This window comes from Paenibacillus sp. S150, assembly GCF_019352175.1.
Taxonomy (GTDB): domain Bacteria; phylum Bacillota; class Bacilli; order Paenibacillales; family Paenibacillaceae; genus Paenibacillus_AQ.
In genome coordinates this window covers 1-21730 of the sequence record NZ_JACBYI010000018.1, presented here as the reverse complement: position 1 = coordinate 21730, position 21730 = coordinate 1, and the positions used below count along the sequence as shown (strand labels likewise).

At 52.6% G+C, this 21730-nt stretch carries 19 protein-coding genes; 9 read left to right on the top strand and 10 right to left on the bottom strand.

The window, feature by feature from the left end; genetic code table 11:
* Positions 1–72 precede the first annotated feature (72 nt).
* The 3 genes from HYD27_RS16975 (at position 73) to HYD27_RS16965 (ending at position 3454) form a co-directional block, all read left to right on the top strand.
* A complete protein-coding gene (locus HYD27_RS16975) occupies positions 73–948 on the top strand; it encodes a beta-1,6-N-acetylglucosaminyltransferase (RefSeq protein WP_219217102.1) in 876 nt (291 codons plus the stop codon).
* 231 nt (positions 949–1179) lie between these two features.
* Positions 1180–1380, top strand: coding sequence for a helix-turn-helix transcriptional regulator (locus tag HYD27_RS16970; RefSeq protein ID WP_219217100.1), 201 nt, complete (start codon positions 1180–1182; stop codon positions 1378–1380).
* Positions 1381–1432: 52 nt separating this feature from the next.
* On the top strand, positions 1433–3454 hold the full coding sequence (locus tag HYD27_RS16965) for a Na+/H+ antiporter (protein ID WP_219217099.1): 2022 nt from the start codon (positions 1433–1435) through the stop codon (positions 3452–3454).
* 1 nt (position 3455) lies between these two features.
* Here the strand turns inward: HYD27_RS16965 and HYD27_RS16960 are convergent, their stop codons facing one another.
* From HYD27_RS16960 to HYD27_RS16930, 7 genes are all read right to left on the bottom strand, one after another.
* Positions 3456–3674, bottom strand: coding sequence for a hypothetical protein (locus HYD27_RS16960; protein ID WP_219217097.1), 219 nt, complete (start codon positions 3672–3674; stop codon positions 3456–3458).
* A gap of 70 nt (positions 3675–3744) precedes the next feature.
* Complete coding sequence (locus HYD27_RS16955) at positions 3745–4176, bottom strand: threonine/serine exporter family protein (RefSeq protein ID WP_219217094.1); 432 nt, start codon at positions 4174–4176, stop codon at positions 3745–3747.
* Between the two features lie 28 nt (positions 4177–4204).
* The gene (locus HYD27_RS16950; RefSeq protein ID WP_219217092.1) at positions 4205–4972 is read right to left on the bottom strand and encodes a threonine/serine exporter family protein; all 768 of its coding nucleotides are present in this window, start codon (positions 4970–4972) and stop codon (positions 4205–4207) included.
* A 173-nt stretch (positions 4973–5145) separates the two neighbouring features.
* Positions 5146–5646 (bottom strand): YhjD family protein, encoded by a 501-nt coding sequence (locus HYD27_RS16945; protein ID WP_219217090.1) that lies wholly within the window; start codon positions 5644–5646, stop codon positions 5146–5148.
* Positions 5643–6896 (bottom strand): DNA polymerase IV, encoded by a 1254-nt coding sequence (locus HYD27_RS16940; RefSeq protein WP_219217088.1) that lies wholly within the window; start codon positions 6894–6896, stop codon positions 5643–5645. Before HYD27_RS16940 ends, HYD27_RS16945 begins: the two co-directional genes overlap by 4 nt.
* 298 nt (positions 6897–7194) lie before the next feature.
* Positions 7195–7779, bottom strand: a complete 585-nt coding sequence (locus HYD27_RS16935) for a YitT family protein (protein ID WP_228745185.1) — start codon at positions 7777–7779, stop codon at positions 7195–7197.
* Positions 7780–7889: 110 nt separating this feature from the next.
* On the bottom strand, positions 7890–8408 hold the full coding sequence (locus tag HYD27_RS16930; RefSeq protein WP_219217086.1) for a DUF3231 family protein: 519 nt from the start codon (positions 8406–8408) through the stop codon (positions 7890–7892).
* Positions 8409–8538: 130 nt separating this feature from the next.
* Between HYD27_RS16930 and HYD27_RS16925 the strand changes: the two genes are divergently transcribed.
* Complete coding sequence (locus HYD27_RS16925; protein ID WP_219217084.1) at positions 8539–8751, top strand: hypothetical protein; 213 nt, start codon at positions 8539–8541, stop codon at positions 8749–8751.
* A gap of 60 nt (positions 8752–8811) precedes the next feature.
* Here HYD27_RS16925 and HYD27_RS16920 read toward each other — a convergent pair whose 3' ends face one another.
* Positions 8812–9684 carry a helix-turn-helix transcriptional regulator gene (locus HYD27_RS16920; protein WP_219217082.1) on the bottom strand — a complete coding sequence of 291 codons (873 nt, stop codon included), beginning with the start codon at positions 9682–9684 and terminating at the stop codon, positions 8812–8814.
* Positions 9685–9845: 161 nt separating this feature from the next.
* On the opposite strand from HYD27_RS16920, the gene HYD27_RS16915 reads away from it, so the two are divergent.
* The gene (locus HYD27_RS16915) at positions 9846–11813 is read left to right on the top strand and encodes a glycoside hydrolase family 127 protein (RefSeq protein WP_219217080.1); all 1968 of its coding nucleotides are present in this window, start codon (positions 9846–9848) and stop codon (positions 11811–11813) included.
* A gap of 145 nt (positions 11814–11958) precedes the next feature.
* Here HYD27_RS16915 and HYD27_RS16910 read toward each other — a convergent pair whose 3' ends face one another.
* Together HYD27_RS16910 and HYD27_RS16905 are read right to left on the bottom strand one after the other, a co-directional pair.
* Entirely contained in the window at positions 11959–14394 is a 2436-nt protein-coding gene (locus tag HYD27_RS16910) for a glycoside hydrolase family 94 protein (protein WP_219217079.1), read from the bottom strand.
* 96 nt (positions 14395–14490) lie between these two features.
* Positions 14491–15552, bottom strand: a complete 1062-nt coding sequence (locus HYD27_RS16905) for a LacI family DNA-binding transcriptional regulator (protein ID WP_219217078.1) — start codon at positions 15550–15552, stop codon at positions 14491–14493.
* A 374-nt stretch (positions 15553–15926) separates the two neighbouring features.
* Here HYD27_RS16905 and HYD27_RS16900 point away from each other — a divergent pair, with 374 nt between their 5' ends.
* From HYD27_RS16900 to HYD27_RS16885, 4 genes are all read left to right on the top strand, one after another.
* Entirely contained in the window at positions 15927–17273 is a 1347-nt protein-coding gene (locus tag HYD27_RS16900; RefSeq protein ID WP_219217077.1) for a citrate transporter, read from the top strand.
* Between the two features lie 220 nt (positions 17274–17493).
* On the top strand, positions 17494–19626 hold the full coding sequence (locus HYD27_RS16895) for a hydantoinase/oxoprolinase family protein (RefSeq protein WP_219217076.1): 2133 nt from the start codon (positions 17494–17496) through the stop codon (positions 19624–19626).
* A 68-nt stretch (positions 19627–19694) separates the two neighbouring features.
* The gene (locus HYD27_RS16890; protein WP_219217075.1) at positions 19695–20399 is read left to right on the top strand and encodes a hypothetical protein; all 705 of its coding nucleotides are present in this window, start codon (positions 19695–19697) and stop codon (positions 20397–20399) included.
* Positions 20386–21054, top strand: a complete 669-nt coding sequence (locus HYD27_RS16885; protein ID WP_228745184.1) for a GntR family transcriptional regulator — start codon at positions 20386–20388, stop codon at positions 21052–21054. The genes HYD27_RS16890 and HYD27_RS16885 overlap by 14 nt, the downstream gene beginning before the upstream one ends.
* The last annotated feature ends 676 nt before the right edge of the window (positions 21055–21730 follow it).

Below are 21730 nucleotides of genomic sequence, written 5' to 3'. Positions count from 1 at the left end.
CGCTGCGGGCTTGTTCATCTTTGCTCATTCCCCTATAATATGTGGGAATAACTGAGTGAAAGGGTGAATGTCTTGACAAATTTCAAAATGGCATATGTAGTCCTTTGTCATAAAAATCCGGAGCAGATCAACCTGCTGCTGGAAACGTTAACGGATGAGCATGTGGAGTTTTTTCTCCATGTGGATCAGAAGAGCGGGATTGAGGCGCAGATTATCCATCGAGAAGACATTCATTTCGTGAAGCGGCCTGTGGATGTGCAGTGGGGCCATTACGGACAGATCGAATGCATCCTGAAATGCTTTGAGCTGATCAAAGAGCAGGGGCACTTCAATTATATTCATATTATAAGCGGGCAGGATCTGCCGCTGGTTCCGAACGATACGATCGTCGGCTTCTTTAAGGAGCATCAGGGAAAAGAGTTCGTCAAGCATCTGCAGCTCCCGAATGACGCGGAGATGTGGGGCTGCATGTACAGAGTGTCTGTATACTATCCGAAGTTTCTGGTCTCGCGGGCCAAAGCGGTTTCGGAGATCCGCAACCGCTACATGAATCTGGTCATGTCGGTGCCGATGCTGAAGCGCAGCCTGAAGCACCTGCCGGATGATTTGTACAAGGGCTCGAACTGGATGTCCATTACCGGAGAGTGCATGGAGTATATTTTGGAATATATCCATAGGAATCCGGGGTACGTCCGTTTATTCAAGAATTCCTTTTGCGGAGACGAAATCTTCTTTCATTCCATTATCTTGAACAGCAGCTACAAGCATAGGGTTGTCAATGAAATCAAACGCTATACCGATTGGGACACCGGACCGGAATTTCCGAGAACGCTGCGGGCGGAGGATTACGAACGAATCCGGGAGAGGGGAGCGGGATGCTTCTGGGGCCGCAAGTTTGACCTGGATGTGGACCGGGAGATCGTGCAGAATATCCTGCAGCTGGCCTGATACACTAATAAATTCCCGGGCGGTTCACCGCAATGCGGGAGTGCTGATTGACGACAGACAGCTGTTAAAATATAAAGCAGGAGCCGAACCGGCCTGATCCGGTCCGGCTCCTGCTTGTCTGTGAGCAGTGCTTTATGGAGGGCTGTAGCGTTTTGTAAAGCCAGCTTTACATTTTGCTGAGGGAATGATATTGTTTGTGTAAAGCGAGCTTTACATATTGGAGGTTTCATGATGAAAAATAAGCTTGAAGCAATCCGGAAGCAGCATGGCATCAAGCAGGAGGAGCTTGCGGAAGCCTTGGAGGTGTCGCGGCAGACAATCTGCTCCTTGGAGAACGGGAGGTATAATCCGTCGATCATTCTGGCGTTTAAGCTGGCGAGATACTTCAAGCTGAGAATTGAGGATATTTTTCAATACGAGGAGGAAGAGTAGAGGGAGATTGTGGCTGCAAAATGTAATTAATCATACCTGGGGGCTGATGGGCGTGGAGACATTTCTTGCTGTGCTTTTAATGCTGGGACTGATCGCGGTGTCCAATATCGTGAACCGGTTCATCCCGTTTGTGCCGATTCCCCTGATTCAGATTGGACTGGGTGTTATTGCAGCCGTAGTCCCGACGGGAATACATATGTCTTTTGAGCCGGAGCTGTTTTTTGTGCTGTTCATTGCTCCGCTGCTGTTCAATGACGGAAGGCGGACACCGCGCGACGAGCTGTGGAATCTCAGAGCTCCCATCCTGCTGCTGGCGCTGGGGCTGGTCTTTGCAACGGTATTTGTGGCCGGGTACGCCATTCACTGGATGATTCCGTCGATACCGCTCGCCGCTTCATTTGCGCTGGCGGCGATTCTGTCGCCGACAGATGCTGTTGCGGTCAGCTCGCTGGCCGGAAAGGTCCATCTGCCGAAGAGCATCCACCGTATTCTTGAGGGCGAATCGCTGATGAATGATGCTTCGGGTCTGGTTGCCTTCAAGTTTGCCATAGCGGCGGCGGTAACCGGAATGTTCTCTCTGCCCAAGGCGGCGCTCAGCTTTGTGCTGATCGCGGCAGGAGGGCTGCTGGTCGGAGCGCTGCTGTCATTTCTGCTGATCCGGCTAAGCGTGTTCATCCGCAGATTCGGCATGGAGGATGTCACCATTCATGTGCTGCTGCAGATTCTGACGCCTTTTATTATTTATCTGGTCAGTGAAGAGCTTGGCGTGTCGGGCATCCTGGCCGTGGTGGCCGGAGGCGTAATGTATGCCATCGAGAAGGACCGGGCGGTATCTCCGCAATACAAGCTGCAGCTGGTTTCGGCAAGCACCTGGTCCGTGCTGCTGCTAATCCTGAACGGGCTGGTCTTTCTCATCCTGGGGGTTTCGGTTCCGGATGTCGTGGAGGTGATCTACCGCGACACCACCTTGAACAACTTTATGGTAGCCGGTTATGTGCTGGCGGTTACGGCGCTGCTTATTGTGCTGCGGTTTGTGTGGGTGTATGCGTACTCCATCTTTGAGAGCCGGAGGCTGAGGACCCGGAGAGCGCCGCTGAAGTCGCAGCTGATTACTTCGATTTCCGGTGTGCGGGGAGCGGTAACGCTGGCCGGGGCCTTCTCGATTCCGCTGGTGCTGGGAGACGGTTCGCCCTTCCCGCAGCGGGATTTGATTATCGCCCTTGCGGCAGGTGTTATTCTGATGTCGCTGGTGATTGCCAGCATCTTCCTGCCGCTGCTCGCTGACGAGAAAGAAACGGTTGTGGTGGAGAGCTATTCAGTCAAGTCGGAGCTGACGGCAAGATCGGTGGTGATTGACGCGGGCATGAGCATGCTGCGGAGCCTGGTCTCGGAGAATCCCCAGCCCACGAACCAGCCTGCATTGCTGGAATTTACAGACAAAATTGACAAGCTGTGCGCTCCGGAAATAAGCGGCGATCCCGAAGCGGAACGGCTCCGGCAGCTTGGGGTCCAGGCCAAGCGAAGCGCTATTGCCGCCGAGCGTTCAGAGCTGCGGCGAATGCTGGAGAATGGCTCCATCGCTGCTCCCATAGCCTCAAAGATGGAAGAGCTGCTGGATCACAAGGAAGCCTTGATGTGCAAGCGGCTCGACACGCAGCTCAAATTTTCGCTTACGGAGATTCAGCGTCTCTTCTCGGGATTATTCTCCGGCCGTCTGAACGGCGATGAAGGGCGGCTGGCAGCGCAGAATGCCGAGAGCGCCCGGATTGCGAAGATTTCCATGTGCCAGGCGGCTGTCTCGGCCGTCAGCGCAGAAATGAGCGAAGAGAACCGGCTGGCTTCCCAGAAGGTCATCGACAAGTATGAGCAGATGGAATCCCGGCTTATCGAGGGGGACGGCTGGATTAAGGATGGAGTCGTCGATGACCAGAAGCTTGAGCTGAAGCTGCAGGCCATCCAGGAACAGCGCAATACCGTGCAGCAAATGTATCAGGACGGGGCGATTAATCTGAAAATCGCCGGCAAGCTGCGCAAATTTGTCGATCAACTGGAAACGGCGATCTGGGAGGATTGAATTATGGTGGAAGCACCGGCAAGCAGCCGGGCTTGATTTCCATGTGCCCGCGGCAACGGTGTGCGCGGACAATGAGCCGGGCCGCAGGCTGTTCATCAGATACGGATAGGAGCAAAGCGCGCTGTTCAGAGAAATCTGCCATAAATTCGGCCGGCGGCTGGATATAGCGGGCTGTCAAAAGATTGCCGTGCAACTCCTTAAAAGCAAAAAGCTGCCCCATTTAAGTCATCTTCATGACCAGCGGGGCAGCTTTTGTATGTTTTGGCGGAGCGCTTTAGGCCGGAGTTAGATTATGTGCTTCGGCTATTCTTCCGCCGGAACATCTGACCCAGCACTTCGCTGAGCACAAGCCCTGTGGCGATAGCACCGGAGAGCAGCAAGGCCTGGACGGCAAACTGGATAGCCAGATTGTTGTCGTTCTCGACGAACTTGCGCATGGCATCATAAGCCAGGCCCCCCGGAACCAGCGGAATAATGCCGCCGACGCTGAAGATAATAACCGGCATTTTGAAGGAGCGGGCAAAGATCTGGCTGATTACCCCGACTACCACGGTGGCCGCGAAGGTGGCAACCACGGTGTCCCATTTTTCATCGAGCTGCAGATACAGCATCCAGCCCACCATCCCTGCAAGCCCGCACTGCAGCAAGGCGCGCGCCGGTGCATTGAATAGAATGCAGAAGGTGGAAGCGGCAATAAAGCTGGTTATCAATTGCAAAATCATGAACGTTTAACCTCTTTCACATGGGGGATCAAAAAAGCGACAGCACAAGCCCGATGCCTGTCCCGATTGCAAACGCCGTCAGGAATGCATCGGCTCCCTTGGAGAGGCCGGAGACCAGATGGCCGGCCATCAGATCGCGGACCGCATTGGTAATGAGCAGTCCCGGCACGAGCGGCATCACCGAGCCGATAATAATCTTGTCCATTTCCCGGCCGAGGCCGAGCTTGACGGAGAAGAAGGCGAGCAGCCCGATCAGGAACGAGGCGGTGAATTCAGCGAAGAAGCGGATTTGTACGAGCCGGTGCAGGTAAGTTGCTGCGGCGAACCCCAGTCCGGACACCAGGATTGCCGGAAGGGCGTCCCACAAACTGCCTTTGAACATCACCGTGAAGCAAGCGCCCGTCAGCGCAGCGGCTGCAATCTGCAGCCAGGCCGGATAGGCATGGGCGGCATCATCCACAACGTCCAGGCGCTCCCGGGCTTCATTTGCGGTGAGCTGGCGTTCGCTCAGCCGCCGCGAAATGTCGTTGACCTCGGAGACCTTTTGCAGATCGGTCGTCCGCTCGGCAATCCGGAACAGCTTCACCGGCTCCGTCCGGCTGGTAGTGAACATAATGACTGTCGGTGTGACGTAGCTGTGCGCGCCCGGGAAGCCGAGCGATGCCGCCATGCGGCTCATGGTGTCCTCCACGCGGTAGGTTTCCGCGCCGCTTTGCAGCATGATTTTACCGGCCAGCAGGCACAGATCGATAATGTCATGCGTGGAAGTATTGCTGTTGTTGCTTGTGCTGTCCAACTTCGTCGATCCTCCCCTGGAATGTTATATATTCGATTGTCGCCGCAATTTCGCAAAAGATCAACCTTTATTCCTGTTATTCATTGAAAAAATATGAGTTGAACCGGAGAACCTGAACAAGCTGATGGAACGAAGGAGGTTCATATAGGCTGGCTGCCCTTTTGATTATTGTTTCAAGTTCCGCTTATATAGCTTCCCGTTTCTTTGGAACGTTCTTTCAGCAATGCAGCCAGGTCCGACGTATACTTTGTCAGCTGGAGGCTTATTTCTGCCCGCATCACATCACGGGTCATGCCGAAGCGTTCCTCATATCCCCGGCAATAGTAATGGTGATAGACCACCAGATCCGCCTGCTCCTCGGTGAGGACTCTGATATTGCGCTGCTTAAGCTCCCGCCGCAGACGATACAGGTCTTTCGTGATCTGATCCAGAATGTGCTGGCCGGCCATGAGATACAGGCGCTTCAGAATGTTGGTGGAATGCTCCACGTCGGTTATGCTCTTCTGAACCATCTTGTCCATATATGGCAGCAGGATATAGTCCCGGAGCATGAGGCGTTCCTCGGCGGTGATGATCTTGCTTTCACTTGAGCTATGCTTTTGCTCATATTGTTCAACATGCTCGGTCAATAGCATTTTGGATTTCCAGCGTTCGTTGCCGTCAAGCTTGCTCATTTATAGTGCCCCCCAATTTGTTCGGCTCTTTCACGTGCGACGCCCGCTTCCATCAAAGAAGAGGCATGCATAATGGCATCGCTCCCGTACCGGTTTTTGATGTCATCAATTGCATGTTCTTTATCATAGGCAAGCGAACGATTATCAAAAAGTGTGAGTTGAAGAATGCTGTCATCTGTCAGTTGTGACAAGGAGACGCTCAGGTTGCTGAGCGGCAGTCCGCTCCAGTGGCCGGTAAAGAGCTTATGTGCAGCGGCAGCCACTTCATGGGTCAGGGCAGAGGGCTCAGGCAGCGTCATCTGCCGGCTGAAGAATGTGGAGCGCTCACCATCCGTTTCCGCAGCGGAGACGGTAACCACTGAGCCCATATAATTATGGCGTCTTGTGCGGCGGCAGACCTCAACGACCAGCTCAAGCAGGACGATTTCGATATCTTTTAGCGTACGGTACAGACTCCAGCGGAGTGCTTTGCCATGGCTGATTGATTTTAATTGATGGCGTATTCCGGCGACAACGGGGCTTGGATCCATTCCCCGCGCAGTTTGCCAGTAATACTCCGCCTGGATGTCGCTCTGCCTGCCCATTTCCCGCCGCAGCCGCAGCTTGAACTCATGAAGCTCCATACGTGCAATATCTCCGATGCAGTGCAGCCCCATCCGGGTGAAATGGCAGGACATAGCGGAGGCTACCATGAACATGTGCCGCACTGGGAGCTTCCATAGCGTGGACTCCAGGTTCTCAAAGGTGAGCTCGAATATGCCTTCGGGCATCCGCTTCGCATAGTTGTCGGTCGCCATTTTGGCCAGAATCTTTGTAGGGCCGATGCCGACCCTTGTCCAGATCCCCGTAGATAAAAAGACATGATTTTGAATCATCCGGGCCATTTCACAGGGAGAGCCGAAATAGGCGAGCGAGCCTGTAACATCCAGGAATTGCTCGTCAATGCTGTAAGGCTCTACAAGATCGGTATAGGACTCGAAGATTTCTGTAATCAGGAGCGAAATTTGAATATAGGTGTGCATTCTGGGGCGGATCACAACCAGCTCCGGGCATTTGGCCAACGCTTCTCCGATGCGTGATGCTGTTGTCACACCATGTGATTTGGCGATGGGACATGCGGCCAGTACAATGCCGTTCCGCCGTTCAGGGTCCCCCACAGCAATGGGCATATCGCGATACTCGGGGTGAGCCGCTTTCTCCACCGAGGCATAAAAGGACTGTCCATCGATTAAAAAAATATGTCTCGGCATGTAAAGCGCCTCCATTGAATGCTGTCATGCGTTTAGTAATTTCTATTGGCGGGAAGAACGGATGCCCCTCTTTACAGAGGTGGGCGGGCACGTTTCTTTCTAAGGTGCGCATTTGCGAAGGCACAGCTATGTAATTGTGCAAGCGGTGCCTCATATGACGGGCTCAAGGCATTTCGCCGGCAAGCCTTCAAAGGGATCTTCGGCGGTAAGCCCGGGATTTTGGCTGCAGAGCAGGGACGATTGTGATGTTATTATAGTACGAACGTATGATCGTGTATATGCATAGTATTTTCCATTTTCATTGTTCAAGGGTACATAGCCCTGTTGCCACTCCGCCGGAGAGAATGGTCAGGGTGGAATGGAAGAAGGTCTCCTTGGAGATCAGCAGGCCGCCGGCTCCGATAATCAGGGCATCTGTCAGAAAAATAATGACTCCCACATTGAGCGGAATGTAGCGTTTAATGAACTTGGCCAGCAGATCCGTCCCGCCCGTGCTCGCCTTGAACCGCAGCATAAGCCCAAGGCCGCTGCCCATCAGGAAACCGCCGATAACCGCGCTGGAAATGGAACCGAGCTCTACATAATACAGGAAATGGTATTGAAGCGGTCCCAGAAGCTCGATCAGAAGGGAGGAAACCATGAGGCCCAGCACACTGCTGTAAAAAATATCCCGCTCCTTAAGCCAGGCGAGCAGAAAGACGGGAAGACTGCACAGGATGATAGCCAGTCCGATTTTTACTCCGGACATATAATTAATAATGAGGGCGATGCCGATAATTCCCCCATCGAGTATTTTATAAGGAACCAGAAAGAAGTTCGTGCCTGCGGCGATCAGCAAGCTTGCGAGTACGATAATGGAATACTTTTTCGGATAAAAAGGCATATTCAACATCTCCAGATTGTAAAGCATGTCTTAATGAATATGCGTTTGATTGGAAAAAAATAGCTAAAATGCAAAAAATCCCGCTTGCGCAGGATTCAATAGCCTGGTGCTCAGGCATGGACGGGTTCCGGCTTTTTGAGCTGCAGCGGCGGAGGAATGAGCCAGCCCTTCTGCTTGTTCAGCTTCAGCAGGGCCGTGCCCAGTGCGGCCATTTGCGCGTGAATCTTCAGGAACATCATCCCGAGATCCTCACGGATGGACGTGCCCATGATTTGGCTGCACACGACGAGGCCAAGGGAGACCGCGTTTGACAGGGCGGCGGCGATTTCCTGATCGGAGAACCGGGCTCCGGCCGGGATATCCTCAAGCTTGACAGAGGGGCGGTCGGGCAAAGAAGGAGAAGGCGTGAACCCGTTGCTCTTCAGCAGCTTGTCACAGTCCTTGATTTCCCGCTGCGCCTGGTCCATAAGGTCATCAATGATCTTCTTCAGATCCTGGTCCCCTGCGTGGTACAGATAAGCCTGATAGGTGGACAGGGCCATTTTGGCCGCAGCCGAGAACTCCCACAGGTTGAAGATTTCGCCATAGTGCAGCGGTTCGTCTTTAGGATTTCCACTAAGAACTCCCATTGTTACATACCCCTCTACAATAAGATTAGGAACGTAGTTTAGCATGTCCGGCGGCAGAGGTTTTATTCGGGTGACGAAGCCTTATGACAAGCATACTTGAAATTTCACACACAGGGCAGGAGTGATACGAATGAGCTTTACCTATAAAGTGCTGGTGAGCGATATGGAACTGCTGGCAGCTGCGCTGTCGGAGATTAATGTAACTGTAGCTGTAAAGAGCGGAGCGGGAATTGTTGAGCCCGGGGGGCCAATCAGAGCCTATACGCCTAATTCGGTCCGTATCCGGGGATTATCCTATAACCGGGAGCTTCATGAATTCCGGGTGAACGGGGAGCGGAATTAATGCAGACAATGCTGCATATGCTCCCGGCCCTCTGCTGGACGGAAATTCCGCGGCGGAGGGTTAACGGGAATAACGTTTGCGGAAGCGCAGGGGGGAGATGCCGACCTTGCAGGCAAACCGCCGCGAGAAATATGCCGTGCTCTCAAACCCTGTGCGTTCGGCAACTGCCGAGATGGGGATTTCTGTCTTAAGCAGCAGCAGCTTGGCCTGCTCCAGCCGGTAATCCGTCAAATATTCCATCGGGGTCAGCCCGTAGACGCGCTTCATGCAGCGGGCCAGATAGTTGTAGTGGAAGTGCAGCGCGTCCGCCAGAGTGCCGTTGGTCAGCGGCCCGGCATAGTGATTGCGCAGATACGCTTCCGTCAATTCGGCAATCTCTGCGGCCGCGCCTCCTCCGGCATCCTGCTGGGCGAGATCCAGCATCCGCAGCATGTCCTCGAAGATCCGCTGCTGCTGCCATACCGCGCCGGAACGTCTTCCCCGGGCCAGCTGCAGCAGGAGCCCGGCCTGTACGCTGCGCTCAAAGGGGGCAGGCAGCGGACTGAACTGCGGCACGCGAATCGTGTAGGGGTAGGTGAGGAACTCCCGGAAATGCTCTTCCCGGCTGGCATATACGGGATCGCCCTCGGCCTCAATCCATTCGCCGACGGTGTGAAAATGCAGCCATATGAAGGAGGTTGTCTCCTCGCAGGGCTTGACCGAGTAATGGTAGCGGTCCGGCAGCAGGAGCAGGGTATGGCCGGCGGGCACTGCCCACTGTTTATGCTCCTCGCCAATGAACAGGCAGCCCTGCTCAACAATCAGCAGATCGAATTTCCCCATGCTGCTGCGGTTTGGATGCTGATCACCCGCCTGATAGACGGTGCGGTCGCCTTCGAGGAAATACGGAAACGGCGGTGCTGCCAGATGGATGCAGGATGGATTAAATGACATGTTACACCCCTCCCGGTTATATTTTATGCAAATATTCTACGATCATATATAAGTGTGAAATAGTACAAAAACAGGGTTGCTTCTGATTCTGTTTTTTATTTATTTTACCCTCTATAATGGCAATTAGCGAGAAGGAAATAAACGATGAGGAGAAGTGGAGAATGAACAAAATAACCGAAATTCAGCCGGCAGCCGGCCAGCTGTCCGTCAAGCTCCAAGATGAATTCTGGGGAAGCTGTATCAAGCTGGTGCAGGATGTGGTCATTCCGTATCAATATGAGGCACTGCATGACCGGGTTGCGGGAGCGGAGCCAAGCTATGCCATTGCCAATTTCGAGATTGCCGCCGGCAGACGGGAGGGGGAATTCGGCGGCATGGTTTTTCAGGACAGCGATATCGCCAAATGGCTGGAGGCAGTAGGCTACTCCCTGAGCATCAGCCGCGACCCGGGGCTGGAAGCACAGGCGGATGCGGTCATCGATCTGATCGGAGAAGCGCAACAGCCGGACGGGTACCTGAACACTTATTTTACGATCAAGGAGCCCGGCAAGCGCTGGACCAATCTGCATGAGTGTCATGAGCTGTATTGCGCCGGGCATTTCATCGAAGCTGCGGTAGCCTACTATGAAGCTACAGGCAAAGCCAAGCTGCTGAACATCATGCGCCGGATGGCCGATCATATCGATTCCGTATTTGGACCGGAGGAAGGCAAACTGAAGGGCTATGACGGGCATCAGGAAATCGAGCTTGCGCTGATTAAGCTGTACCGGCTGACCGGTGAGAAGAAATACCTGGAGCTGAGCAGCTTCTTCATCGATCAGCGGGGACAGGAGCCGAATTTCCTGCGGCAGGAGTGGGAAGCGCGCGGCCGGCTCTCTTATTGGACCGGAACCCGGAGCAGCAGTCTGGATCTGAGCTACAATCAGGCCCATCTCCCGGTGAGGGAGCAGAGTGTGGCGGTGGGGCATTCCGTCCGCGCAGTCTACATGTATGCGGCAATGGCAGACCTTGCGGCCCTGACCGGAGATGAAGCTCTGAGCGATGCGTGCGTGAGGCTATGGGAGAATATGACCGGCAAGCAGATGTATATTACCGGCGGGATCGGTTCCACCCATCACGGAGAAGCATTCACCTTTGATTATGATCTGCCCAACGATACGGTGTATGCGGAGACCTGTGCTTCGGTCGGCCTGATCTTTTTTGCCCGGCGGATGCTGGAGCTGGCTCCGGATGCGCGCTACGCGGACGTGCTGGAGCGGGCGCTGTATAACAACGTGCTTGGCTCCATGGCCCAGGACGGCAAGCACTATTTCTACGTGAATCCGCTTGAAGTATGGCCGCAGGCCTGCAGCTGCAATCCCGGCAAGCATCATGTGAAGTCCGAGCGGCAGGGCTGGTTCGGCTGCGCCTGCTGCCCGCCTAATGTGGCGCGGCTGCTGACCTCGCTGAACCAGTACATCTATACGGTTCACGGCGACACGCTGTATGCCAACCTGTATATCGGCAGTACCTTGAACCTGAAGCTGGGCGGAACCGGCGTTGCTGTGAGCCAGCAGAGCAATTACCCGTGGGAAGGTACTGTCACGCTGACGGTGAATCCGGCCGCCGCCGGAGAATTTGGCATCGCGCTGCGGATTCCTTCCTGGAGCAGCGGTGCGGAGATCCGTGTGAACGGTGTACAACTGCAGCCGGGCGGAGCACTGGAGCAAGGCTACTGTGTGATCCGCAGAGTATGGAGTGCCGGGGACATCATCGAGCTGCAGCTGCCTATGGAAGCGCACCGCGTCTACGCCCACCCTGAGCTGCGTGCAGATGCCGGAAGGACCGCCATCCAGCGCGGGCCGCTGGTCTATTGCCTGGAGAGCGCCGACAATGGCGCACCGCTGAGCTCGATTGCATTAAGTGAGTCCGCGCCCTTTTCGGAAGGATTTCAGGATTCGCTGCCGGGAGGCGCAGTAGTGGTCAAGGGCAAAGGCTGGCGATCAGGGCGGGAAGGCTGGAGCGGAGGCTTGTACAGCAGAGCGAAGGCACCGGCGGCGCCAGTTGAGGTGACAGCCATTCCGTATTATCTGTGGGGCAACCGCGGCAGCGGCGAGATGCAGGTGTGGATAGCGGAAGGAGGCGCTTAAGCCGCAGGAGGACTTTTCCCCAAGCGAGATGGGGCGGATAAATTGCAGGTAATGTAAAAAGGACGGGCCTTCCCTTTATCCAAAAGGTGAGGCCCGTCCTTAATTAGCAGCTCAATCTAGTGCACTGTGCCCGCACAGCAGCTTCTCAGCCCAGCTCAACAACGACATGGTGCACGGCGCCGTCGCCTACAGGAGCGATGATGTTGCCTTGGGCGGCAGTGCCGTCCAGGGTGAGGCTGGCTACGCCTTTGGAGACATGCTCCGGATTCTTGATCTGAATCACGTAAGTATCTCCACGGAAGACACGGGTGATTTCGAAGCCGTCCCACTCTGCAGGGATACAAGGATCTACCTTCAGACCGGCGAAATCAGCCTGAATACCGAGAATGGACTGTGTAATCGCTACATAATTCCAGGCAGCGGTACCTGTCAGCCAGGAATTCTTGGCTTCCCCGTGGCGAACGGCATCTTTACCGGCGATCATTTGCGAGTACACGTACGGTTCCATACGGTGAACTTCGCTGATGTCCTCCAGGTAAGCCGGAGCGATTTTCTTATAAATATCAAAAGCTCTGTCGCCATGGCCCAGCACGGTTTCGGCAATCATGATCCATGGGTTGTTGTGGCAGAAAATACCCGCATTTTCCTTGTAGCCCGGAGGGTACGTAGAAATTTCACCCAGGTTCAGATAGTACTTGGAATACGGAGGCTGCTGCAGCACGATGCCGTATTTAGTATCCAGTCGTTCCTGAACGGAAGTCAGCGCTTTGGCGGCCTGGCCGTCTTCTACACCGATGCCGGCCATTACGCAAATGCCCTGCGGCTCGATGAAGATTTGGCCTTCTTCGTTTTCCTTGCTGCCGATCTTGTCGCCGTAGTGGTCATAAGCGCGCAGGAACCAGTCGCCGTCGAAGCCGTGGGTCAGGGTGATTTCACGCATGTTGCCGATCTTCGCAACCGCATCCGCAGCCACATCGTCAAGTCCGCGCATGCGGCAGATTTCCGCATAGTCCGGTCCGACGAAAACGAACAGTCCGGCAATGAACACGGATTCCGCTACGCGGCCTTCAATGTTGGCCGTTGTCTGGAACGATTCGCCGGGTTCGGTGGAGAAGCAGTTCAGGTTCAGGCAGTCATTCCAGTCCGCGCGTCCGATCAGCGGCAGGCCGTGAGGTCCGAGGTTGTTCGTTACATGCTCGAAGGAGCGCTTCAAGTGCTCGAACAGGGTAGCCGTGTTGTCCGGATTGCTGTCGAACGGAACCTGCTCATCCAGAATGGAGTAGTCGCCGGTTTCCTTGATGTAGGCTGCGGTTCCCGAGATCAGCCAGAGCGGATCATCGTTGAAGCCGGAGCCGACTTCGTTGTTGCCTTTTTTGGTGAGCGGCTGGTACTGGTGATATGCGCTGCCGTCCTCGAACTGGGTAGCGGCGATATCCAGAATGCGTTCTCTGGCACGCTCAGGAATCTGATGCACGAAGCCAAGCAAGTCCTGGTTGGAGTCCCGGAAGCCCATGCCGCGGCCAATCCCGGATTCGAAATAGGAGGCGGAACGGGACATGTTGAAGGTAACCATGCATTGATACGGATTCCAGATGTTAACCATGCGGTTCAGCTTGTCGTCGCCGCTCTGGATCTGATATTTGGACAGCAGACTTTCCCAGTGCGCAGCCAGAACAGCCAGGGCAGCATCCACCTGAGCGTCTGTAGCAAATTGTTCGATTACAGCCAGGGCCGGTTTTTTGTTGATGACATTCAGCGCTTCCCATTTCTCTTCTTCCGGATTCTCGATATAGCCGAGCACAAAGATGAAGCTTTGCTCTTCGCCCGGTTCAAGCGTGATGTCCAGCGCATGGGAGCCGATGGGGGACCAGCCGCTGGCTACGGAATTGGCAGCTTCCCCGGCAGCAACCGCCTGAGGGGCGTCCAGGCCATTGTACATGCCTACGAAGGCTTCCCGGTCGGTATCAAAGCCGGCGATTTCTTTATTTACAGAATAGAAGGCATAGTGGTTTCTGCGCTCGCGGTACTCGGTTTTGTGATAGATAACGGAATCCTTCACTTCCACCTCGCCGGTGCTGAGGTTGCGCTGGAAGTTGGTCATATCATCCTGGGCATTCCACAGGCAGAACTCGGCAAAAGAGAACAGCTTCACGGTTTTTCTAGCGGTGCCGGTGTTCTTAACGATCAGCCGGTGCACTTCGGCATTGTGGCCCATCGGTACAAAAGCGAGCTGGTTAACGGAAATGCCGCCCCGTTCGCCTGTAATGGAGGTGTAGCCCAGGCCGTGGCGGCACTCGTAGAAATCGAGGTCGCGCTTAACCGGCATCCAGCCCGGAGTCCAGAAGTCACCGTCATCATACAGATAATAGTAACGTCCGCCTGTATCCAGCGGAATATTGTTATACCGGTAACGGGTAAGCCTTCTCATCCGGGCATCCCGGTAGAAGGTGTAACCTCCGGCAGTATTGGAAATCAGGCCGAAAAACTGCTCGTTGCCGAGGTAGTTGATCCATGGGTAAGGCGTTTTGGGAGTGTTGATTACATACTCTTTTCGGGTGTCGTCAAAGGTTCCGAATTTCATTAGAGAATAGTCTCCTTTCAATTGTGAACGCGCGTTTACAGAGCTGGGAAAAAATCCCCCGGGGGAAAGGGAGTCTTTCGCATAATAAATAATTGCCTACTTCTTCAGCTTCGGCGGCTGGCAGGAATCTCTTTCGACCAGACGGGCCGGGAAGCTGATGGTACTGAAGGTCGGCTGGCGGGAATCGCACAGCTCGATCACTTTCTCAACCGCAGCCTTGGACATTTCATAAATCGGCAGGCGCACGGAGGTCAGCTTGGGATGAATGCGTGAAGCGAGCTGCACATCATCGAAGCCTGCAATGGATATATCCTCAGGCACGGAAATCCCATGTTCCGAGAACGCTTCCATTGCAGAGATAGCCATGTCATCGTTGGAAGAGAAGAAGGCGGTCGGCCAAGCGCCGCCGGAGGCGAGCAGCTTTTTGACCTCTTTATAGGCGGTTTCTTTGAGGAAATCACCCTGCAGGACGAAGCGCTCATTGATCTCCAGCCCATGCTTCTTCAGCGTATCCACGTATGCCATGTAGCGTTCCCGCCCGGAGTACGTATTCATGCGCCCGCAGATCATGCCAATTTCTTCATGGCCCAGACGGATCAGGTACTCGACCGCTTCGACGGTTCCCTCATAGTCCTTGGAATTCACAATGGCCAGATGATTGCGGTCCAGATGCTCTGACATAATCTCCGAAATGTCGTAATCGATCAGCACAAGCGGAAATTCGAGACTGACCATTTCCCGCACGATATCAATATCCTTCTGGGTGCCGACGATAATGCCGCCGTCAATCCGTTTCTGCAGGAAGGCCTGCTTCACCTTCAGGAAATCGTCCGGAGAATACACGGTGTGTATCAGCACATAACAGCCGCGGGCATTCGAGGTGTCGACAACGGCATCAACGAAAGGCGCGAAGTAATTGTTCTGGTAGATCCGGGTCGTGTTCTCTTTCTCGTTCATACTGATAGCGAAAAGCCCGATAGTATCGGTTTTCTTGCCGGCCAGAGCCCGGGCGAAGCTGTTCGGCTCGTACTGATGCTGTTCAATGACCTTCAGCACCTTGGCCCGGGTCTCCTCAGGGACGTTGGAATAGTTGTTGATCACGCGGGATACCGTGCTTCGGGATACCCCGGCGAGCTTGGCTATATCTTCGCTGCGCATAGTGTCCCCCTTTGTGTAAACGCGCGTTTATGAACCCATTGTAAGATAAATTTCTGCAGAAATCAATCACCCGGACCAAGAAATTTGCTTGCCCGATCCGCTGGTCTGCGTTACAAATGAATGCAGCAGTGCAATGAGAGGCAGAAAGTGATATACAAGCTTTTTTCAGAAAAGGTTCACTTGAGGCGGTGCTTCAGATAAGAGGTTTTGCTTAAATATTTAAGCATAAAAGCGGATGGAAGCGGAGTACATATTTGTATTGACTCCTGCGCAACTGGCATGTTAATATTTTCACGAGACAACTAACATGTTAGTAAGGCTATATAGCATGCTAGCATGTTATATCATTTATCCTATTACAGGAGGTTAATTTTGTGGATGTGACTAATGTTGTAATCGGTTTCATTATGGTTTTATCATTCTTTGGACTGGTGTGGTATTGCGTCAAGGGGTATAACCTCATGGTGGGCTTTTTTGTCATGTCGGTACTTTGGACATCAATTGCCCTGATTGGCAACTCGATTTCTCCAACCTCTGTTATGGAGGGCCAGTCGTTTATTGATGTTCTGACGAATGTGTTCCAGACGGGGCCGGAAAACTACGGCAAAGCGATTCTGGTTAACATTTTCTTCGGTGCATTTTTCGGAAGAGTCTTGATTGACACAGGCATAGCAGCCACTTTGATCCGTAAGGTGGTAGAACTCGGGGGAGACAAACCAAGAATCACCATGTCACTCTTATGTATAGTCACAGCCGTTATTTTTACATCCATGACAGGGATCGGCCCGGTCATTTCCATTGCCGTGATTGTGCTGCCTATCATGCTTTCGCTGGGAATTCCTTCACCGGTTGCCCTGTTCTCCTTCATGGGCTCAATTATGGCCGGTATCTTCGGGAATATCGTCAACTTCAAGCAATATCAAGCCATTTTTGCTACTGCCAATGAAAGCTATGCCGGCTATGATTACAATACATATTTCAAATTCGGCATGATTGCGATGGCTGTTTCACTGCTCGTTGTTCTGATTGTGGCCAACCTGACGATGAACAGGAAGCTCTCCCGTGCCTGGGCGGCGACGCCTGATGCGGGAAATACGGTAGATGCGCCTGCAATCTCCTGGATATCAATCATTCTGCCGGTCATTGGAGTGGTTGTGTTCAAGGTTCCGATTATTTTCGGATTTATCTTTGCAGCCTTGTTCGCCTTAGTGACATGCGGTAAATTAAAGGGTGGTTTTGCAAACGTTTGCAGAATGCTGTCGAAGCAGTTTTCGGACGGAGCTATCGATGTGGCGCCCATGATCGGATTCTTGCTGACCCTGTCCATGTTCAATAATGCCGCAACTTATGCTTCTCCATATTTCAAAACCCTGCTTGATGGAGCGATGCCTCAGACTGCGTTGCTGCTGTGTATTGTATTTGCTGTTCTGACACCGCTGGGCTTTTTCCGCGGACCGATGAACCTGGTGGGGTCCGGTTCGGCAATTCTGGCAGTCGTTGTAGCCACAGCGGCTTGGCCCGTACAATTTTTGTATCCTTTATTTGCAATTACCACTGTAGCGCCGCAGCATCTGGACGTTACCCAGTCCTGGGTTGCCTGGGGCTTTGGATACACGAAGGTTCCTGCCAAGGAATACATGAAGATGTCGATACCCACAGGCTGGATCATCGGGATTATTCTCTGTGCCGTCGTGTTTATCATGTACGGCAATTTGGTCTAGCTCCTTTAAAAGCGTGTGAAAAAGCGGCGGGAGAGCGGATAAGGAGCCCAAACAGCGTTAGCGGTCGCCTTTGTAGCCGGATTTTCCCCTATAGGGAGATACAAAATCAAAAAATCCGGCTGCAACAGCGAGTGGAAACCCCTCCCCGGCCTTAGGCCACGACAAAATCACCACTCTTTTAAACAATTAACAATTAAATGAAGAGAAACGGAGAAAAACTATGGGCAAAATGGTTAGAATGGGTATTGATGTGGGGGGAACACATACAAAAGCAGTCGCAATTGACAACGAAACCCATGAGATTATCGGGAAATCGTCCGTAAAAACTACGCATGACCATGAGAGAGGCGTAGCCGCCGGCGTTGTGAAGTGTTTCCAGAACTGTCTGAAGGAGAATAATATCAGGCCGGAAGATGTTGTATTCGTTGCACACAGCACAACCCAAGCAACAAATGCGCTGATTGAAGGCGATATCGCACAGGTTGGCATCATCGGCATGGCCAAGGGGGGCCTGGAAGGCTGGCTCGCCAAAAGGCAAACCAAATTGCAGAATATTGACCTGGGCAACAGCAAGGAGATCAAAATTTATAACAGCTTCATTAATGTTAAGAAAATGTCCGGAGAATCCGTGCTGCAGGTCATCGATGATCTCAAGCATCAGGGAGCACAGGTCATTGTGCCTTCCATGGCTTTTGGCGTAGATAATGGCAGACCCGAGGAAATCGTATATAAAGAAGCTGAGAAAAAAGGCATTCCGACCACGATGGCGTCCGATATTACGAAATTGTACGGGCTGACCCGGAGAACAAGAACGGCAGCGATCAATGCAAGCATTCTTCCCAAGATGCTGGATACAGCGAATTCAACGGAACAGTCTGTAAGAGAAGCCGGGGTCAATGTTCCACTGATGATTATGAGAGGCGACGGCGGGGTTATGGAAATCACCGAGATGAAAAAACGCCCTGTGCTTACTATGCTTTCCGGTCCGGCCGCTTCAGTTATGGGATCTTTGATGTATCTGAGAGCCTCTAACGGTGTGTATTTCGAGGTTGGGGGAACCACTACCAACATTGGTGTTATTAAAAACGGCCGGCCGGCCATTGACTATTCCATCGTTGGCGGTCATCCGACCTATGTCAATTCACTGGATGTGCGGGTGCTCGGTGTCGCCGGAGGTTCTATGATCCGTGCGAACAAAAGCGGGGTTGTTGATGTCGGACCCAGATCTGCGCATATCGGCGGATTGGATTATTCGGTATTTACGGACCCGGACACAATCAGGGGAGCCAAGGTCGAATTCTTCTCGCCAAAGCCGGGCGATCCGGCAGATTATGTTGCTATCCGCCTGGAGAACGGGGAGCGCGTGACGATTACGAATTCCTGTGCGGCCAACGTGCTGGGCCTCGTGAAGCCGGAGCATTTTTCCTATGGCAATGTGGAAGCGGCCGGAAGAGCTATGCAGGCATTGGCCGATTATTGCGGAACGACCGCCGAAGATATTGCCAGGCAGATTATGGAAAAAGCATACGCAAAGATTGAACCGATCATTCTCTCCCTTGCCGAAAAATACAAATTGGAGAAAGACCAGATATCCCTGGTGGGGGTCGGCGGCGGAGCGGCTTCGCTCATCGTGTATTTCTCGGAAAAAATGGGCCTCAAGTACAGCATTCCCGAAAATGCCGAGGTCATCTCTTCGATTGGTGTGGCCCTGTCCATGGTAAGGGATGTTGTGGAGCGCATTATTCCTTCACCTTCCAAGGAAGTGATCAGCGCCCTGAAAATGGAGGCTATGAACAAAGCCATTCAGAGCGGGGCCACACCGGAAAGCATCGAAATCCATATTGACATCGATCCGCAAACCTCCAAGGTTACAGCGATAGCCACCGGCTCCACGGAAGTCAAAACCACCGAGCTGTTAAAGGAATGCAGTGAAGAGGAGCTTCGGGAGCTGGCAGCGAAGGATATGCGTATTTCCACAGACCGGACGAAGCTTTTGGAAAAGACCAGATATGTCTATATTTTTGGTGAAAAGGTTGAAAAAGAAGGAGAAGCCGGGGCCATACGCATACTGGATACCAAAGGCTTCATTAAGGTTCAAAGAGGGCGTGCCATGGCCATCAAGACAGCAGCCGGAGAATATCTGGAGGCAGTCAAAAAGCTGTGGGAGTCGATGGCGGTCTATCAGACAGAACTCATTGCCAGACCGGATTATTATCTGTGCATCGGTGCCCGTGTCATGGACTTTACCGCATCCGATTTTGAACAGCTGGAGCTGTTGATGGACATCGAGATTTCAACGTTTGAGCCTGATACGGAGGTTATCGTTGTAGCAGCCAATATCAAGCAGAGCTGACGGGAAATAGGGATGAAGGCAATTTTTGATCTCATTTATAGGATAAGGATTGCAGATTGGAGGCAGTTATGCAGGGACCGATAAAGCTGGGAGAGATGATGAACAATTTGCTGCAGGCAGACGATGAAGCTTGGGGCTTGTACGCCTTCTCAAGGGATATTCTGAACCGGCGCATTCTGCCTGAAAGAAAGGCAGAGATGATTGCCAAAGCCATAGCCTGCGGTAAAGAATATGCACAGCGGATCATCCGTGAGCATGGATCTGATGATGCCCGCATAATCGCCCAAAAGCTGAAGCTGAAACTTGAATTTCAGGATGCGCCCATGACGGGGCCGCGAGTGCTGTTCGCCTGCTATACTCCGCCGGATAAAATCGGAATTATGGAAGAACCCATGCGCAGGGCGGCGGAGCTGGTCCGGGGGGAGGACCCCGCCATAGTTGAACTTTTTCAGCAAGCTGGTATAATGAATATTATCTTGGGCCATGAAATTTTTCATTTTGTAGAAGACCGGATTGAACAGGAAATATATACGCGGACTGAGAAAATTCTATTATGGAATGTGCTCGGTTATAGAAATTATTCTACAATACGCACCCTGAGTGAAATCGGAGCCATGGCATTTACACAGGAATTGAACAGACTGAGCTATTCGCCGTTTATTCTGGACGTCCTGCTGTATTATAGCTACGATTCTTCCAGCGCGGAGAAAATATATCGTGATGTACTAGGAGTGAGTTCAGGAAGGTGTAGGGAACCCGTTGAAGATTATTAATAACAGTAATTCATTAAATGATGTAACTTACAATAAAATAAGAGAAGACATCATGAATATGACCTTGGAGCCGGGAATGGATGTCAGCGTACAGAAGCTCTCCGAACGCTATGGCGTAAGCAGAACTCCGGTACGGGAGGCAGTGGTCCGCCTTCAACAGTCAGGACTGGTGGAAATATATCCTCAGCGAAAAACGGTAGTATCCAAAATTGATCTGCAGAGAGTCCGCGAGGAATGGTTTATCCGGACATCCCTTGAATCTGCCGTGGTGGATGGATTTATCCGCAAGTGCAGCGAACTTGTAGCGGATACCATGCAGGAATTGATCAACAAACAGAAGAAATATATGGATAAGAAATATTTCAGGGAATTTTACCTGAAGGACAACCGGTTTCATCAGCTTATTTTTGAGACGGCCGGAGAAGAGCTTTCCTGGTATACTATTGAAGAGGTAGCCTCCCATTATAATCGTATCCGCTTGCTGTACGGCAAGATGGAAGGTGTGCAGCAAGCCGATATAGACAAGCATGTGAAGATGGTGGCGGCAACCCGCAAGCGCGATGTGGAAGGAATGCGCAAGGTTGTTATGGAGCACTCTAATACTTTGCTGGCTCGGGTGCAAGGCTTGTCCAAGCAATATCCGCATTTTTTCTGAGCTAAACAAACACTCCTTTAATAATTATCCGTTATAGTAAAAGCAACACCTGTTGTATGCACTTGGCCTTGCCGGATTCCGGCAGGTCTTTTTTTGAAAGATAAGAATTTATAGGTTTTTGGGGTCCCCGCAAAGTACCTGAGTCATCATCGAAGCCAAGTCCCCGCTTTGTGGGGTTATTTTGCGCAGGATAGACGCAGGCTTTTGGAGCGGCCGCTCCGCGAACGGAGCGTTGTCCGGGTCGCAGTGCTCTCCAGATTTATTTCATTCCCCTTAGGAGCTGCGAGGAAATGAGTACCCGCCTTTGTTGACAAAATCTCCACGGTTTTGGGAGTTTTGTCAACAATGTAGCGGTACTTTATTTCATCGCAGTCTCTTGGCGGTGAAAATCCGGAGACCCAGGCGGCCGCTGCCGCTGTTCCGCGGGTCCGCTGTTTAAGCGGGAGGCGGTTCTGAAATCTTTAAAAACCACAATAAAGAAACTTAATGTATATGAAATGAACTGGCTTATATGAAATGAATCGGAGAACCTGGAAAATGCTGATGGAACGCAAGGAGGTTCATAGGGAACGGAAGCGAAGTGTAAAAAGTAACACTAATGGGCTGGAATTCTGGCTTGAACGGGCTTTAGTGGGATTTTGTACACCTAATGGAGGCCCGCTCCCCCCAAATGCCT

Coding starts and splice junctions, on each gene's coding strand:
- HYD27_RS16970 (WP_219217100.1), top strand. CDS start 1,180: ATGAAAAATAAGCTTGAAGCAATCCGGAAGCAGCATGGCATCAAGCAG.
- HYD27_RS16960 (WP_219217097.1), bottom strand. CDS start 3,674: ATGGGGCAGCTTTTTGCTTTTAAGGAGTTGCACGGCAATCTTTTGACA.
- HYD27_RS16955 (WP_219217094.1), bottom strand. CDS start 4,176: ATGATTTTGCAATTGATAACCAGCTTTATTGCCGCTTCCACCTTCTGC.
- HYD27_RS16945 (WP_219217090.1), bottom strand. CDS start 5,646: ATGAGCAAGCTTGACGGCAACGAACGCTGGAAATCCAAAATGCTATTG.
- HYD27_RS16940 (WP_219217088.1), bottom strand. CDS start 6,896: ATGCCGAGACATATTTTTTTAATCGATGGACAGTCCTTTTATGCCTCG.
- HYD27_RS16935 (WP_228745185.1), bottom strand. CDS start 7,779: ATGCCTTTTTATCCGAAAAAGTATTCCATTATCGTACTCGCAAGCTTG.
- HYD27_RS16930 (WP_219217086.1), bottom strand. CDS start 8,408: ATGGGAGTTCTTAGTGGAAATCCTAAAGACGAACCGCTGCACTATGGC.
- HYD27_RS16925 (WP_219217084.1), top strand. CDS start 8,539: ATGAGCTTTACCTATAAAGTGCTGGTGAGCGATATGGAACTGCTGGCA.
- HYD27_RS16920 (WP_219217082.1), bottom strand. CDS start 9,684: ATGTCATTTAATCCATCCTGCATCCATCTGGCAGCACCGCCGTTTCCG.
- HYD27_RS16915 (WP_219217080.1), top strand. CDS start 9,846: ATGAACAAAATAACCGAAATTCAGCCGGCAGCCGGCCAGCTGTCCGTC.
- HYD27_RS16910 (WP_219217079.1), bottom strand. CDS start 14,394: ATGAAATTCGGAACCTTTGACGACACCCGAAAAGAGTATGTAATCAAC.
- HYD27_RS16905 (WP_219217078.1), bottom strand. CDS start 15,552: ATGCGCAGCGAAGATATAGCCAAGCTCGCCGGGGTATCCCGAAGCACG.
- HYD27_RS16895 (WP_219217076.1), top strand. CDS start 17,494: ATGGGCAAAATGGTTAGAATGGGTATTGATGTGGGGGGAACACATACA.
- HYD27_RS16890 (WP_219217075.1), top strand. CDS start 19,695: ATGCAGGGACCGATAAAGCTGGGAGAGATGATGAACAATTTGCTGCAG.